Origin of the sequence: Bacillus badius NBRC 15713, assembly GCF_001591605.1 — a bacterium.
In the GTDB taxonomy this organism is placed as follows: Bacteria; Bacillota; Bacilli; order Bacillales; family Domibacillaceae; genus Pseudobacillus; species Pseudobacillus badius.
Genome location: NZ_BCVF01000001.1, coordinates 126,142 through 142,070 on the forward strand (window position 1 = coordinate 126,142; position 15,929 = coordinate 142,070).

The window sequence follows — 15,929 nt, forward strand, 5'->3', positions numbered from 1 at the left end:
GAGACACATAAAAGGTTAACGACCGACATAAGGAGGATCGACAATGGAAATTTTTAAATATATGAAAACCTACGATTACGAGCAGCTGGTCTTTTGTCAGGATGAGGTATCAGGCTTAAAGGCCATTATTGCGATTCATGATACGACGCTGGGACCGGCGCTTGGCGGAACACGGATGTGGACATACGAATCAGAGGAGGCCGCAATTGAGGATGCCCTTCGCCTGGCTCGGGGCATGACTTACAAAAATGCAGCAGCCGGCTTGAATTTAGGCGGAGGAAAAGCTGTTATCATCGGGGATCCCCGCAAGGACAAAAATGAACAGATGTTCCGTGCATTTGGGCGTTATATTCAAGGCTTGAACGGCCGGTACATTACGGCGGAAGATGTAGGAACAACGGTAGAAGATATGGACATTATCCATGAGGAAACGGATTATGTGACAGGAATTTCACCTGCTTTCGGTTCTTCAGGCAATCCGTCACCAGTCACTGCTTATGGCTGTTTTGTCGGCATGAAGGCGGCAGCCAAGGAGGCGTTCGGCACGGATTCTCTTGAAGGGCGTACCGTTTCTGTTCAAGGGGTAGGAAACGTTGCTTACCATTTGTGCCGTCATTTGCATGAAGCAGGAGCCAAATTAATTGTAACGGATATTAACAAAGATGCCGTCAAACGAGCGGTGGATGATTTTGGAGCAATGGCTGTTAATACCGATGAAATTTACGGGGTCGATGCTGACATCTTTGCTCCTTGTGCTCTCGGCGCTGTCATCAATTCACAAACAATCCCGCAGCTAAAAGTTAAAGTAGTTGCCGGCTCTGCAAACAACCAATTGAAAGAGGACAAAGACGGTGACGAGCTTCACGAGCGCGGAATTATTTATGCCCCTGATTATGTCATTAATGCTGGCGGCGTGATTAACGTAGCGGATGAATTGAACGGCTATAATTACGAGCGGGCGATGAAGAAAGTGGAATTGATTTACCATAATATTGAAAGAACGTTCAGCATTTCTAAACGCGATCACATTCCAACGTACCAGGCAGCTGACCGTATGGCTGAGGAGCGAATTCAAAAAATGGGCAAGGCCAGAAACAAGTTTTTGGTGGACGGACACCATATTTTATCAAGACGCAAACATTAATTAAAAAGCGGGGGGATGCTTTTGCAGGCGACAGCATTCCGCATGCTCGTTATATATGTGTCGGGGGAAAAAGTGATAGCGGGCGTGTTCGATAATCAAATGGCCGTATTCGAGCAAATTTTTCTGTGTGAAGAAAAGTCACTGGCGAAACGAAGTATTCATTTGCTTGCTTCACTTGATAAAGAAGGCATCAATCTTTCGAAGCTGCAAGCTGTTTGCGCACCTGAGGGCAAAAATGAGGGGGATGCTGGGGCCGGCATGGCCTGCTATATAGCAGGCCGTCTAAATATTCCTGCCTATTTTGTGTTTTCCGGCTATCTTCCGCAAATGGAACTGGGACATTCCGTTTATCCGGGTGACCGCTATTTGCTGTTTTTAGCCAAACAAGCCCTTTTCATGTTGGCGGGAGAGGATTAATATACTAGGTATGTATTCAGAGAGAAAAGAGGAGGAAAAGAGTTGGCTGAGGAATATGATTTAGTCATTTTAGGCGGAGGAACAGGCGGATACGTTGCTGCGATCCGTGCATCGCAACTCGGTTTAAAAACGGCAATTGTAGAAAAAGGCAAGCTTGGCGGGACATGCCTTCATAAAGGATGCATACCGTCTAAAGCGTTATTAAGAAGCGCAGAGGTATTAAGAACGGCTAAGAACAGTGAGGAGTTTGGCGTAACTGCCGGCGATGTAGCATTTAACTTTGCAAAGGTTCAAAAGCGAAAGCAGGGAATTATAGATACGCTTTACAGCGGCGTGCAAGGGTTAATGAAGAAAAACAAAATTGATATATACGAAGGGTTTGGCCGGATTTTAGGTCCATCTATTTTCTCTCCTATGCCTGGCACAGTGTCTGTTGAAATGAATGATGGCACTGATAACGCTATGTTGATTCCCAAAAATGTAATAATCGCAACTGGCTCCCGTCCTCGTGCTTTACCGGATCTGCCGTTTGACGGAGAGGCTATTCTATCTTCCGATGACGCACTCGAACTGGAAAGCCTCCCTGAATCAATCATTATCGTCGGCGGCGGTGTAATTGGCATTGAATGGGCATCCATGCTAACCGATTTTGGCGTCAGTGTAACGGTTTTAGAATATGCCAGCCGGATTTTGCCGACCGAAGATGAAGAGGTTTCTAAAGAGATGGAACGTCTTCTTAAAAAGCGTGGAGTCAAGATTATAACAGGAGCAAAAGTCCTTGCCGGGACAGCGGAAAAGCAAGATGGCTCTGTTCTGATTCAGGCGGAGGTTAACGGAGGACAAGAGGCTTACAAGGCGGAAAAACTCCTTGTTTCCATCGGCCGCCAGGCAAATGTAGAAGGCATGGGCCTTGAAAATACGGATATCGTTGTTGAAAAAGGAATGATTACCGTAAACGAATTTTATCAAACAAAAGAATCTCATATTTACGCGATTGGAGATGTAATTGGCGGTTTGCAGCTGGCACATGTTGCTTCCCATGAAGGGATCACGGCGGTGAATCATATAGCCGGAGAAGAGGCAGACCCCATCGATTATACGATGGTGCCCAAGTGTATTTATTCCAGTCCGGAAGCCGCAAGCGTCGGCTTGACAGAGCGGGAAGCAAAAGAGCAGGGATATGAAGTGAAAACCGGCAAGTTTTCATTTCGCGCGATCGGCAAAGCTCTCGTTTATGGAGAGAGCGATGGATTTGTTAAAATAGTAGCGGACAAAAAAACAGATGATCTGCTCGGCGTCCATATGATCGGCCCGCATGTGACAGATATGATTTCAGAAGCAGGGCTTGCCCGCGTGCTTGATGCAGCTGCTTGGGAAGTGGGGCACACGATTCATCCGCACCCAACCTTGAGCGAAGCCATCGGGGAAGCGGCACTTGCTGTGGACGGAAAAGCAATTCATTCGTAAGGATAGAAAGAAGGGAGAGGAATATTTATGGCTGAAAATCGTCATTCTGTGCTTGGATTAAGTGATGAAACCGTGCTGAAGATGTATGAAACCATGCTGCTTGCCCGCAGGTTGGATGAACGGATGTGGCTGCTGAACCGATCCGGGAAGATTCCTTTTGTTATTTCGTGCCAGGGACAAGAAGCGGCGCAAGTGGGGGCCGCGTTTGCTCTTGACAAGGAGAAGGATTATGTTCTGCCCTATTACAGGGATATGGGGGTTGTCCTCACGTTTGGAATGACAGCTGCAGACTTAATGCTGTCCGGATTTGCCAAGGCGGAAGACCCAAATTCAGGCGGCCGGCAAATGCCGGGACATTTCGGTCAAAAGAAAAACCGGATTGTTACCGGTTCTTCGCCTGTAACGACACAGGTGCCGCATGCTGTTGGGATTGCTCTGGGCGGCAAAATGGCCAAAGAAGACGTGGTGGCTTTTGTGACCTTTGGAGAAGGCTCATCCAATCAGGGAGACTTTCATGAAGGAGCCAACTTTGCAGGTGTTCATAAGCTGCCTGTTATTTTTATGTGCGAAAATAATAAATATGCGATTTCCGTTCCGGTAGAAAAGCAGCTGGCTTGTGAAAATGTTGCCGATCGGGCGCAAGGCTACGGCATGCCGGGTTTCACTGTTGATGGCAATGATCCAATAGAAGTATACAAGTATGTGAAAGAGGCAGCGGACCGGGCTAGGCGCGGGGAAGGGCCAACATTAATTGAAACAGTTTCCTACCGCCTGACAGCTCATTCGTCTGACGATGATGACCGTACGTACCGTTCACCGGATGAAGTGCAAAAAGCTAAAACTAATGATCCGATTATCACGTTCGGCCAGTACTTAAAAGAGACAGGTGTGCTGAATGATGAACTTGAAAAAGAAATGAATGACCGTGTAATGAAAGAAGTCAATGAAGCAACCGAGTATGCTGAAAATGCGCCATATGCCAAGGCGGAAGACGCGTTGACTTACGTGTATGCAGAGAAGCAGTAAGGAGGAGAAAAAGATGCCGGTAATTTCTTATATAGATGCTGTCACAATGGCCATGCGAGAAGAAATGGAGCGGGATTCGAGAGTATTCGTTCTCGGTGAAGATGTAGGAAAAAAGGGCGGTGTCTTCAAGGCAACCGCCGGCTTATATGACCGATTTGGGGAAGAGCGCGTCATGGATACTCCACTCGCAGAATCAGCCATTGCCGGAGTCGGCATCGGTGCAGCAATGTACGGCATGCGCCCAATTGCTGAAATGCAGTTTGCTGATTTCATCATGCCTGCTGTGAACCAGATTATTTCAGAGGCAGCCCGCATTCGCTATCGTTCAAACAATGACTGGAGCTGTCCGATTGTCATACGGGCCCCATATGGCGGAGGGGTGCATGGAGCTCTGTATCATTCTCAGTCCGTAGAGGCCGTGTTTGCCAATCAGCCGGGCTTAAAAATTGTGATGCCGTCTACTCCATATGATGCAAAAGGATTATTAAAAGCCGCGATTCGCGATGAAGACCCTGTTCTGTTTTTTGAACATAAGCGGGCCTATCGCTTAATTAAAGGAGAAGTGCCTTCTGAAGACTATGTGCTTCCGATCGGCAAAGCTGATACAAAGCGTAAAGGGGAGGACCTTACAGTCATTACATATGGGCTGTGCGTCCATTTTGCTTTGCAAGCAGCAGAACGGCTAGCGAAAGATGGAATTGAAGCGGAAATTCTTGATTTGCGGACTGTTTATCCTCTTGATAAAGAGGCTATTTGTGAAGCAGCTAAGAAAACAGGGAAGGTTCTTCTTGTCACAGAGGATAACAAGGAGGGCAGCATTATGAGTGAAGTGGCAGCCATCATTGCTGAAAATTGTTTGTTTGATCTCGATGCTCCCATTCAAAGACTGGCAGGTCCGGATGTGCCGGCTATGCCTTATGCGCCGACAATGGAGAAGTTTTTTATGATTAATCCGGATAAAGTAGAAAAAGCCATGCGTGAATTAGCAGAGTTTTAAGGCAGATAGAGAGGAGGGTCTTTATGGCAACAAAACAAGTAACAATGCCCCAGTTAGGAGAAAGTGTCACTGAAGGGACGATTAGCAAATGGCTGATCCAGGCGGGAGATCATGTGAATAAATATGATCCGATCGCTGAAGTGATGACGGATAAGGTCAATGCAGAAGTGCCTTCTTCTTTTACAGGAACGATTAAAGAGCTTGTAGCGGCCGAAGGAGATACGCTGGAGGTCGGAGCAGTGATGTGTTTGATGGAGGTAGAAGAGGCAGGCGGGGAGAAAGAAACGGTTCCGGCAGAGGAAACTGACTCTGCTGCCGTAGAGACAGTCCAGGCATCGGGAGAGAAAAACGAAAGCAAGGCCCGTTATTCACCGGCCGTATTAAAGCTTTCCCAAGAGCATAATATCGATTTGACACAAGTAAGCGGATCTGGCAAAGGCGGAAGAATTACACGCAAGGATTTGCTAAAGCTCATTGAGTCCGGTGAAACCCTGCAGCCTCAGCCGCCGAAAGACGAACCGCGCACTGAAGTTCAAGAAAAGCCGATGAGGCAGGCGCCGCCAGTACCGGCAGCTTCTATGCCAGGCGATATCAGCATTCCGGTAAGCGGCGTCAGAAAGGCGATCGCTGCTAACATGGTGCGCTCTAAACAGGAAGTTCCGCATGCCTGGACCATGATGGAAGTAGATGTAACAAATTTAGTAGCCCGCCGCGATGCTTTAAAGGAGGAATTTAAGAAAAGGGAAGGATTTAACTTAACTTACTTCGCCTTCTTTGTGAAAGCCGTCGCCCAAGCGTTAAAAGAGTTTCCGCAAGTCAACTCCATGTGGGCCGGGGATGCGATCGTTCAAAAGAAAGAGATTAATCTTTCCATTGCTGTTGCGACAGACGATGCTTTGTTTGTACCCGTAATCAAACAGGCTGATGAGAAAACGATTAAAGGTATTGCCCGGGAAATTCATGAGCTCGCCGGCAAAGTCCGTTCTGGCACACTGAAAGCGGAGGATATGCAAGGCGGAACATTCACGGTGAATAACACCGGTTCCTTTGGCTCTGTTCAATCCATGGGAATCATTAATTATCCGCAGGCGGCGATTTTGCAGGTAGAGTCTATTGTGAAGCGTCCGGTTGTTATGCCAGGCGGCATGATTGCTGTGCGCGACATGGTAAACCTTTGTTTGTCATTGGATCACCGTGTGCTTGACGGGCTTATTTGCGGCCGCTTCTTGCAGCGGGTAAAAGAAATTTTAGAGAGCATTTCTGAGGATACATCTGTATATTAAGCAAGCGAATAAAACGGGTCTGCTTCGGTTATATACCGAGGCAGACCCGTTTGTTATTTGTAACTTTTTTCAATAAAAAAAGTAAAGCTGAACAAGAAAGCAATAATGAAAGTCATCCCTGTCCCGATAGAAAACAGCTGGCGGCTTTCTGCTCCGGTTAATAGATGGGCGCCTTGATTAATCAGTATATTAATAGCTGAAATCACAGCTGCAATGATGGCGCTGCTCATGCCCGCTTTCATGCAGAAAAGAAAATGTTTCATGCCTCCTCCTTTGTAAATAAGCCATCTTCAAAAGATAAGTTAACAGGCTCTTCTAACAGCTGGGCTGTTACCTCTAAGTTTGTGGTCGGTACATTGCGATCGACTTCTGCAAATTTAAAGCTGTCCATCCATACATGTCCTGTATTGGAGAGAATGACTCCAAAAGAAATGACTGAGCTTGTTTCCGGCACATCGAGCACAATGGAGTATAAATTCCAATTTGTGTTCCCGGTAATCGGCCGGTTGCTCATATTATCAAATTGCAGCACATCCCCTGCGGCATTATCTATCCTCATCCAAAGCCCGGCAAAGTGCTCGACCCTTTCTGTTTTCATATAGGCGGATAGCTTCACACGCTTCCCGAGGAATTTATCAGCTTTAAATTGCTGCATCATCGTAGCGAATTCCTCTCCGCTTTGAACAGTTGTTGATTTTAAATAGCCAGAGCGGTTTCCTTGGTGAACAACGTTTGTATCTACCCCAATTTTATAATTAAAAGGATGGCTGCCGCTTAAAAACCAACCTTTCACCTCTTGCTGATTCTCCATTTGTTCTCCTCCCTTTTCAGTTAAAATGGTGCCTATCAATTTGCGGTATTGTCCTGGAGGCAGCTGATACTGTTTCTTAAAAGCCCTCGTAAACGATTCTTGCGTGCCAAATTGGAAGTCAAGCGCAATATTGATGATTGGCTCGTCTGTACAGCGCAGCATGGCTGCCGCCCGGGCAAGCCTTCGATTCCGGATATATTCAGCAGCAGTCATCCCGGTTCCTGTTTGAAACACGCGATGAAAATGATAAAGGGAAAACCCGGCATAATCGGCGATCTGGGCGGCTGTTAGTTCATCTGTTAAGTGATCTTCAATAAAACGAATGGTTTCCTGCAGAACAGGCTGATAATTCATTGGGCTGTCCTCCTTTCATCAAAAGCATAACTAACTTTAGGGAAGGATTCTTGACTTTTTTTGCTGTTTTTGGAGAAGTGAGGCCATATTTTGGATTTTTTGGCCGTATATGAGTCCATATAAAAAGCCGCCGGCATGCACCGGCAGCTTTCGTGCGGAATAGTTTATTTAAACAATCCGGCAATCCAGTCAACGATCGATTGTAAAAAATCGAGAATAGACTGCAGAATGCCTTTTCCTTCTTCGGAGTTTTTAAATTCATTCCATTTTTCTTTTGCTTTGTCGATTTGTTGATTCACTTGATCCCAATTAATATCAAGGTTTTTCATTTTATCGAACAGAGCAGCCAGCTGGTTGATTTGATCTTGTGTCAGCTGGATGTTGAGTTCATTTGAGACATTGTTAATGATAACTTTAATTTCTTGAATCGTCTGCGGATTTTCTTTAGCCACTTCTTCTTTAATGCGCTGAATTAATTCTGTTGCCTGCTGTTCTCCAATTTTATCGCCCAGCTTGGCTGTCGTCACCATTTCCTCATTCGCTACTTGTTTTTGTTCTTCCGGGATTTTTTCTCCGGTGGACGTTTCATACGCTTTAATCAGACCAGTCAATGCTGCTGTACCAGAGACTTCAAATGGTGCCGTAATGTAAATATCTGCGTCTTTGATGCCTGCTGTCGATAGCGCATTCGCATACATTTCTTTAGATACCCAAGAAATGTTGTTCGTTTGAACATTGATTCCGTATCCTTTTTCTTTCATTGTAATTTTGCTGGATGAAATCGCTTTTGAACCAATTTGTGCTTTCGGTATATACTCACCTAAATATTTATGTTCTTCTGCATTTGAGACGGTGACCGTTGTCACATCATTCGGAACGTCCATCTCTGCTAAAAGCTGCTCTTTTTGAGCCGGTGATAAATTTTCGCCGAGAGTTACGATTACATCGCCGACAGCGCTGTCAGCTTGAGCCATCGTAGCAAAGCTTAAGAACAATACTCCCAACCACGCGAAGATTTTTCTCATTTTTTTCTCTCCTAATCCAATTTCCTTCTAAATGATGAAGGTAAGGATAGCATAGCACGTTATAAAAAAAATTTCACGGCTTAACCGTAAGAAAAGGAAGAAGAAGGAAAATATCTGGCTTTCACAGGCACAATTCTTTTGGGGAATCTTTCTGTTTTTCTTTTTAGCTGCTCCTCATTGATTGCTTAGGGGGGTTCCGATAAAATAATACTAGAGAAAGATTTAGAATTTTTTAAGAAGTGCAATTTGAAACGAGACGAAGGGGAGGAAATTGCATGGACATTCAAGAAATGAAAGCCCAACGTTTTCCAAAAGTAACAGAACAGGATTGGGAAAAGGCGGCTGAAGCTTCATTGAAGGGAAAACCGCTGGCTGCTCTTTATACTGGCACGTATGAAGAGATTACGTTAAAGCCTTTATACGGGCCCGCGGACAGGAGTCCGAATGTAGAGCAATATCCAGGCCTGTCCTTGTATACACGGGGTTTTTATAGCGGGGGATATATGGAAGTGCCATGGAAAAATGCCAACGTCATCAGGGCTGAAAACGGTGCAGACTTAAAGGGGAAATTGACGGCTGCTCTCCATGCAGGCCAAGATGCCATAGCATTTGAGGCAGAAGAAGCGGCTGCGCTGTCCTTTGCGGAATTTTCATCTCTGCCTTTAGAAGAGCATCCATTGTACATAGACGCTAAAGACCACTTTCTGGCGATCGCTTCCTTCTTGTTAAAGCAAAAACCAGACAAGCTGACTGGCGCAGTAGGAACAGATCTAATTTCCTTCTATGCGAAGCAAGGGCTGGTTCTGACTGAGCAAACGCTCGCTCTGCAAGCGGAAACAATGACAGAGCTGAAGAAAGCGTTCCCCGAATTAAAGACCATCCGCATTGATACGGTTCCTTATCATGAAGCTGGAGCTAATGCTTTTCAAGAAATCTCACTCGCGTTAGCTGAAGCGGTGTTTTATATTGAATGGCTCAAGGAAGAAGGGTGGTCCCCGGAGGAAATAGCAGAGAGGATATGCGTACATTTCGCAATGGGTTCGCAGTTTTTTATGGAAACGGCGAAGCTGCGGGCCTTTCGTCAATGCTGGGCAACCTTGTGCGAAGCGTACGGCATCACAGGCAGCGCTGTGAAAGTGTCTATTGGCGCAGAAACATCTTCTTTCACGTTGTCGAAGCTGGATAGTCATGTGAATATTCTGCGCACAGGAAGTGAAGCGTTTTCAGCTGTGCTTGGAGGAGTGGAGTATTTACAAGTAAGACCATTCGATGAGTTAAGCGGGATGCCCTCTTCTCTCGGACAGCGAGTGGCCAAAAATATTCCGCTGATTTTAAAAAGTGAAGCCCATCTTGGAAAAGTGACGGACCCGGCAGGAGGGTCGTATTATTTAGAATCTTTAACCGCCGAACTGAGCCGTTTGGCCTGGGAGCACTTCACAGCCCTGGAAGAAGCGGGTGGAGTTATGTCATGCTTGAGATCCGGAAAGATTCAAAAAGAGCTGGCTGCTCTGCTGGAAAAGAGAAGCAGCGACTTGGCTGTCCGAAAAAAATCAATGGTTGGCACGAATATTTATGCCGACCTTACTGAACAAAAGCTAATTGAAAAGCCGGCGTTCTCCTTGCTCCCGGCTGAAAATGAAGCTGATGTATTACAAGATCGAATCAGCAAGATCAGCGAGACAGCAACAATTGCTGAATTGCATGTCAAGAAGAGCGGCGACGGAATTATTCCGGTTAAATCCCAAAGACTGGCCGAGCCTTTCGAAAGATTAAGAGAAAAAGCAGAAAGAATCGGGGCAAAGGCAGGGATTATTTGTTTAGGAACGTTAAAAGAGTTTAAGCAACGGGCTGATTTTGTGACTGGCATGTTAGCTGCCGGCGGTCTTGCCGTCCAGTGGAGTGAAGGCTGCAAGACAGTTGAAGAAGCAGTTGAATTTGTGAAGGAAAGCGGCCTGTCCTATTATTGCATTTGCGGAAGAGATGAATCATACAATCAATTTGGCCCGCAGCTTGTCTCAACAATCAAGCAGAGTCATCCTAGCGTTCGACTAGACTTGGCAGGAAGGCTTCCAGAAGAAGAGAAGACACAATGGCAGCAGGCCGGGCTGGATGGCTGGATTTACAGCGGCCAGAATCTGATTGAAAAAGCAATAGAACTGCTCGATCATTTGGAAGGAGTGTCAGCACATGAGTAAACCCGATTTTCAGCGATTTAGTCCAGCGGGCAAAGAGGCGTCCTTATCGTTTGCAGAATGGAAGGCGGCTTTCGAGCGCGAAATAAAGCAATCTTTTGATGAGCTGGCATTTGAAACAAATGAGCATATTCAGCTTCAGCTGCTTTATACGCAAGAGGAGCTCGCTAATATGGAGCATTTAGAGGATTTGCCCGGCGTGGCTCCTTACACACGAGGTCCTTACCCGACGATGTATGTCAACCGGCCATGGACGATCCGGCAATATGCCGGCTTTTCTACAGCTGAGGAAAGCAATGCTTTTTACCGCCGCAACTTGGCGATGGGACAAAAAGGGCTGTCTGTCGCTTTTGACTTGCCGACTCATAGAGGGTATGATTCCGATCACCCGCGGGTAGTTGGAGATGTAGGCAAGGCGGGGGTCGCTATTGATTCCGTTGAAGATATGAACATCTTATTTGATGGTATCCCGCTCGATCAGATGTCTGTATCGATGACAATGAACGGGGCTGTACTTCCGGTCATGGCATTCTACATTGTCGCTGCAGAAGAGCAGGGCGTTCCTTGTGAAAAGCTGTCAGGGACCATTCAAAATGATATTTTAAAAGAATATATGGTGAGAAATACTTATATTTACCCGCCGGAAGTTTCCATGCGGATCATTGCTGATATCTTCAAGTACACATCTGAACACATGCCGAAATTTAACAGCATCAGCATCTCCGGTTACCATATGCAGGAGGCGGGAGCGCCGGCAGATATTGAACTGGCTTACACGCTTGCTGACGGGCTTGAGTACGTCCGGACAGGACTGCAAGCCGGGATTGACATTGACTCTTTTGCTCCGCGCCTGTCGTTTTTTTGGGCGATTGGCATGAATTACTTTATGGAAGTGGCTAAAATGCGGGCTGCCCGCCGGATGTGGGCACAGCTCATGAAACCGTTTGACCCGAAAAACACTAAGTCCATGGCCTTGCGCACTCATTCGCAAACCTCCGGGTGGAGCTTGACGGAGCAGGATCCGTTTAATAATGTGACGCGTACACTAATTGAAGCGCATGCCGCGGCTATGGGGCACACGCAATCGCTGCATACAAATGCTCTTGATGAAGCCATCGCCTTGCCGACAGATTTTTCTGCCCGTATTGCCCGCAATACCCAGTTGTATTTGCAGGAAGAAACGGGAATAACGAACGTAATCGATCCGTGGGCAGGGTCTTACTACGTAGAAGCGCTGACTCATGAGTTGATGGAACGAGCGTGGCAGCATATAGAAGAAGTGGAAGAACTCGGGGGCATGACGAAAGCGATTGAAACAGGCTTGCCGAAGATGCGGATTGAGGAAGCGGCTGCGAGAAGGCAAGCGCAAATCGATTCTGGCAAAGAGACGATCATCGGGGTTAATCGCCACCGGCTGGTGAAAGAAGAGCCGATTGATATTCTTGACATTGATAATACGGCCGTTCGCCTCAAGCAAATTGAGCGATTGGAGCGTGTAAAAGCAGAGCGCGACAATGGTCAGGTGGAGGAAGCGTTAAAGGCGCTTACGCGAGCAGCTGAGACAGGAGAAGGGAATTTGCTGGCGCTCGCCGTAGCTGCTGCCAGAGCCAGGGCGACACTTGGAGAAATTTCAGATGCTATTGAACAAGTAAGCGGAAGGCATCAGGCCATTATCCGGTCGGTAAGCGGCATTTACAGCTCCCATTTCTCAGATGAAGAACAGATTGCTGAAGTAAAGCAAATGACGGAAGAGTTCAGTGAACAGGAGGGACGCCGTCCGCGTCTTTTGATTGCGAAAATGGGACAAGACGGCCATGATCGGGGAGCGAAAGTTGTTGCGACTGCTTATGCCGACTTAGGGTTTGATGTTGATATTGGCCCGCTGTTCCAAACGCCGGAGGAGACCGCCTTGCAAGCAGTAGAAAACGATGTTCATGCGATTGGGGTCAGTTCGCTGGCAGCCGGGCATAAAACCCTGCTTCCCGCTTTAATTGCTGAGCTGAAGAAGCTGGGCCGGGAGGATATTATCGTTTTTATCGGCGGAGTTATTCCTGCCCAGGATTATGAATTTCTCCGCGCCAACGGAGCAGCTGGCATTTTCGGGCCTGGAACGGTGATTCCGGTTTCTGCTAAAAAGATTCTGGAGGAAATTTACCGCCGGCTCGGTTATGAGGAAGTGGAAGATTGATGGGAAAAGACGAGCAGCTGCCGAACAACGAGTCTTCTCTTCATGTGAGAAAAGGAGTGGCTTCTTCCCATGACGGCTTCGCTTCTGCAAGGAAAAAAAAGTTTCGGAAAAAAGAGGAACAGCTGCCAGCTGCTAAAGAACTTGCTGAGAAGGTAAGGGCGGGCGAGCGAAAAGACCTGGCTAGAGCCATTACATTTATCGAAAGCAATTCGAAAAGCCATTATACTTATGGCCAGGAGCTTCTCCAGCAGCTGCTGCCTCATACGGGCCGAGCCATTCGTATTGGCATTACTGGTGTTCCAGGGGCTGGCAAGAGTACATTTATTGAAGCGTTTGGCCATATGCTGTGCGAGAGTGGGCTGAAAACAGCTGTTCTTGCTATTGACCCCAGCTCCTCCATCTCCGGCGGAAGCATTCTCGGCGACAAGACAAGGATGGAATCGTTGGCGAAGCATCCGAATGGATTTATTCGCCCGTCTCCTTCCGGCGGCACGCTCGGAGGAGTGCATCGAAAAACGAGAGAAACGATGCTGCTCTGCGAGGCAGCCGGCTTCGAGGTGATTCTAGTTGAAACGGTCGGCGTCGGCCAAAGTGAATTCATTGTACGCAGCATGGTTGATTTTTTTCTGCTGATTGTACTGACCGGAGCGGGCGATGAACTGCAGGGAATGAAGAAGGGAATCATGGAGCTGGCTGATGCTATCGCTGTCAACAAAGCGGATGGCAATAACAAACCGTTGGCGGAAAAAACAAAACGGGAATTTAATCAGATTCTCCATATGCTGCAGCCGGCCACAAAAGGCTGGGAATCAAAGGCTTATACATGCTCGGCAATCAGGCGTGAAGGGATCAGTGAATTGTGGACAGTCATTCAGGAGTTCGAGAAAAAAACGAAAGCGGCGGGAATATTTGAAGAACGGCGCCGGCTGCAAACGAAAGAATGGCTCCATGCCCTTATAGTGGAACAGCTGAAAGCGGATTTCTATCAGCATCCTTATGTGGCCAGCCATCTGGCGAAAGCAGAAAAACAAGCAATGACCGGCGATATAACGCCAGCTCAAGCGGTGGCTGATTTATTCTCCCACGTTTATGCGCATGATCAGTAAGCTAAATTAAAAAAAGGCTGATACTCTAAGAGTATCAGCTTCAAGGTAGGGAGTTTAGGGGTATGGATCTAGTTGCTTTATTCATTTTCCCCGGCTGAGCATTTTTAAACCACTATAGGAAAAAATTGAATAGATTATTTGAAAACCTTGCGCTATTAGCTTATCATAAGGATACACGAAAGTGGATAAAGGAGTGGTATAAATGAATATGGACTTTAATTTTCTAATGAATGATGTCGTTCGCCAAGCACGTGAGGAAATCACGGCGGCTGGATATACACAGCTTCAAACACCCGAAGAAGTGGAAGAAGCATTTGCCAAAAAGGGAACAACGCTCGTCATGATTAACTCTGTGTGCGGCTGTGCCGGCGGCATTGCCCGTCCAGCGGCTGCCCATTCAATTCACAACGATAAGCGGCCGGATCATCTTGTCACCGTTTTTGCCGGCCAGGATAAAGAAGCCACAGCTAAAGCACGCAGCTATTTTGTTGGCTACCCGCCATCTTCCCCATCTTTTGCGCTTCTCAAAGATGGAGAGCTATGTACAATGGTAGAACGCCATGAAATTGAAGGGCATGATCCAATGTCTGTTGTGCAAAAACTGCAAGAGGCTTTTGACAAATACTGCGAAGAAGTGTAAATATATAATGAAACCTTGTCATTGAGATGGCAAGGTTTTCTTTCACTACAAATTGATTTTTCAATTCAGGAGACTCGTATGTTCAAAATAGGATATCGGACAGCAAAAACAGCTGTCGGCACAACTGCGGCTATTATCATTTCCCAATGGATCGGCCTTGAAAATTTTGTATCCGCCGGTATTATTACGATCCTATGCATTCAAAACACGAAGAAAAAGTCCTTGCATGCGGCACGGAGCCGTTTTTTGGCATGTGCCGTGGCGATGATTTTTTCCTTTGTCTTTTTTGAGGGCATCGGCTATTATGCACCAGTCGTGGGGCTGTTGCTTTTATTTTTCATCCCGACACTTGTGGCTATTCAGCTGAAGGAAGGCGTCGTTACGAGCAGTGTCATCATCCTCCATATTTTTTCGGCCGGCCAAGTAACGAAAGAGCTGATTCTCAATGAATTTTATATTATTACGATCGGTATTGGCGTGGCCTTGCTGATGAACCTTTATATGCCCAGTGTAGAGAAGAGACTCTATACCCTGCAAGAAGAAATTGAGAAGAACTTTACAGCCATTTTTCATGAAATAGCCTTGTATTTGCGAAACAAGGACCATATGTGGGATGGAAAAGAGATTGTTCAGACGGAAAAGCTGCTTAAAGAAGGAAAAATGTTGGCTTTCCAAAATGTAGAAAACCACCTGCTAAGGGATGATAAAGTATTTTACAGTTATTTCGTCATGAGAGAAAAGCAATTTAATATCATTGAGCGGATTTTAGGGATTGTGACATCGATTTCCCATCAAGTAAAGGCCGCGCTGGTGCTTGCTGATTTTATGGATATCTTAAGCACTCGCATTCACCCGGGCAATACGGCGCTGGTTCATTTAAAAAAGCTATATGATTTAAAGGCGGAAATTGATCAGATGGGCTTGCCCGATACACGGGAAGAGTTTGAAGCAAGAGCGGCCCTTTTTCAATTTATTAAGGAAATGGAAGAGTATTTGCTGATTAAAAGCTCTTTTAAAGGCTTGAAAAAAGAGAAGACGGCCGGACAAAAAAAGCAGCCAGCACACGGCATAGAGTGAGCTGGCTGCTTTTTTGATGCTACAAAAACATAGATAACCCGAAAAATAAGGTGGAAACGAGCATTGTTAGCAACATAATGTAAATGATTGTCTTCTGAAATGCTTTATTTCTCATAAAGGCGTATACGCTCCTTTTGCTATTCCGAACAGGACACTTTATTTATATCTATCATAGCGGTTTTTTCTTTAAATCTCAAGTTGA

15 protein-coding genes are annotated in these 15,929 nt (G+C 46.3%); 11 read left to right on the forward strand and 4 right to left on the reverse strand.

Going from position 1 to position 15,929, the window contains the following annotated elements:
* The first annotated feature begins 43 nt into the window (after nucleotides 1-43).
* The 6 genes from bcd to BBA02S_RS00700 are packed head-to-tail and all read left to right on the forward strand — an operon-like array spanning nucleotide 44 to nucleotide 6,334.
* On the forward strand, nucleotides 44-1,144 hold the full coding sequence (bcd, locus tag BBA02S_RS00675; protein ID WP_041097128.1) for a branched-chain amino acid dehydrogenase: 1,101 nt from the start codon (nucleotides 44-46) through the stop codon (nucleotides 1,142-1,144).
* Between the two features lie 21 nt (nucleotides 1,145-1,165).
* Complete coding sequence (locus tag BBA02S_RS00680; RefSeq protein ID WP_041097126.1) at nucleotides 1,166-1,561, forward strand: hypothetical protein; 396 nt, start codon at nucleotides 1,166-1,168, stop codon at nucleotides 1,559-1,561.
* 42 nt (nucleotides 1,562-1,603) lie between these two features.
* The gene (gene lpdA, locus BBA02S_RS00685) at nucleotides 1,604-3,028 is read left to right on the forward strand and encodes a dihydrolipoyl dehydrogenase (RefSeq protein ID WP_041097124.1); all 1,425 of its coding nucleotides are present in this window, start codon (nucleotides 1,604-1,606) and stop codon (nucleotides 3,026-3,028) included.
* A gap of 27 nt (nucleotides 3,029-3,055) precedes the next feature.
* Nucleotides 3,056-4,054 (forward strand): thiamine pyrophosphate-dependent dehydrogenase E1 component subunit alpha, encoded by a 999-nt coding sequence (locus tag BBA02S_RS00690; RefSeq protein ID WP_041097121.1) that lies wholly within the window; start codon nucleotides 3,056-3,058, stop codon nucleotides 4,052-4,054.
* Nucleotides 4,055-4,067: 13 nt separating this feature from the next.
* Nucleotides 4,068-5,051, forward strand: coding sequence for an alpha-ketoacid dehydrogenase subunit beta (locus tag BBA02S_RS00695; protein ID WP_041097119.1), 984 nt, complete (start codon nucleotides 4,068-4,070; stop codon nucleotides 5,049-5,051).
* A gap of 23 nt (nucleotides 5,052-5,074) precedes the next feature.
* Nucleotides 5,075-6,334, forward strand: coding sequence for a dihydrolipoamide acetyltransferase family protein (locus BBA02S_RS00700; RefSeq protein ID WP_041113297.1), 1,260 nt, complete (start codon nucleotides 5,075-5,077; stop codon nucleotides 6,332-6,334).
* A gap of 53 nt (nucleotides 6,335-6,387) precedes the next feature.
* Here BBA02S_RS00700 and BBA02S_RS00705 read toward each other — a convergent pair whose 3' ends face one another.
* From BBA02S_RS00705 to BBA02S_RS00715, 3 genes are all read right to left on the reverse strand, one after another.
* A complete protein-coding gene (locus BBA02S_RS00705; RefSeq protein WP_041097115.1) occupies nucleotides 6,388-6,597 on the reverse strand; it encodes a hypothetical protein in 210 nt (69 codons plus the stop codon).
* Nucleotides 6,594-7,499 carry a helix-turn-helix domain-containing protein gene (locus tag BBA02S_RS00710; protein ID WP_041113298.1) on the reverse strand — a complete coding sequence of 302 codons (906 nt, stop codon included), beginning with the start codon at nucleotides 7,497-7,499 and terminating at the stop codon, nucleotides 6,594-6,596. The genes BBA02S_RS00705 and BBA02S_RS00710 overlap by 4 nt, the downstream gene beginning before the upstream one ends.
* A gap of 164 nt (nucleotides 7,500-7,663) precedes the next feature.
* Nucleotides 7,664-8,524 (reverse strand): DUF1002 domain-containing protein, encoded by an 861-nt coding sequence (locus BBA02S_RS00715; protein ID WP_041097111.1) that lies wholly within the window; start codon nucleotides 8,522-8,524, stop codon nucleotides 7,664-7,666.
* A 275-nt stretch (nucleotides 8,525-8,799) separates the two neighbouring features.
* Between BBA02S_RS00715 and BBA02S_RS00720 the strand changes: the two genes are divergently transcribed.
* The 5 genes from BBA02S_RS00720 (at nucleotide 8,800) to BBA02S_RS00740 (ending at nucleotide 15,727) form a co-directional block, all read left to right on the forward strand.
* Nucleotides 8,800-10,719 (forward strand): methylmalonyl-CoA mutase family protein, encoded by a 1,920-nt coding sequence (locus BBA02S_RS00720; protein ID WP_041113299.1) that lies wholly within the window; start codon nucleotides 8,800-8,802, stop codon nucleotides 10,717-10,719.
* A complete protein-coding gene (gene scpA / locus BBA02S_RS00725) occupies nucleotides 10,712-12,904 on the forward strand; it encodes a methylmalonyl-CoA mutase (protein WP_041113300.1) in 2,193 nt (730 codons plus the stop codon). The genes BBA02S_RS00720 and scpA overlap by 8 nt, the downstream gene beginning before the upstream one ends.
* A complete protein-coding gene (gene meaB, locus BBA02S_RS00730) occupies nucleotides 12,904-14,010 on the forward strand; it encodes a methylmalonyl Co-A mutase-associated GTPase MeaB (RefSeq protein ID WP_041113301.1) in 1,107 nt (368 codons plus the stop codon). Before scpA ends, meaB begins: the two co-directional genes overlap by 1 nt.
* Nucleotides 14,011-14,212: 202 nt before the next feature.
* Complete coding sequence (locus tag BBA02S_RS00735) at nucleotides 14,213-14,650, forward strand: BrxA/BrxB family bacilliredoxin (protein ID WP_041097104.1); 438 nt, start codon at nucleotides 14,213-14,215, stop codon at nucleotides 14,648-14,650.
* A 78-nt stretch (nucleotides 14,651-14,728) separates the two neighbouring features.
* Complete coding sequence (locus BBA02S_RS00740) at nucleotides 14,729-15,727, forward strand: aromatic acid exporter family protein (protein ID WP_041113302.1); 999 nt, start codon at nucleotides 14,729-14,731, stop codon at nucleotides 15,725-15,727.
* Nucleotides 15,728-15,746: 19 nt separating this feature from the next.
* On the opposite strand, the gene prli42 is transcribed toward BBA02S_RS00740, so the two are convergent.
* Nucleotides 15,747-15,842, reverse strand: a complete 96-nt coding sequence (gene prli42, locus BBA02S_RS20485; protein WP_156136600.1) for a stressosome-associated protein Prli42 — start codon at nucleotides 15,840-15,842, stop codon at nucleotides 15,747-15,749.
* Nucleotides 15,843-15,929: the final 87 nt, after the last annotated feature.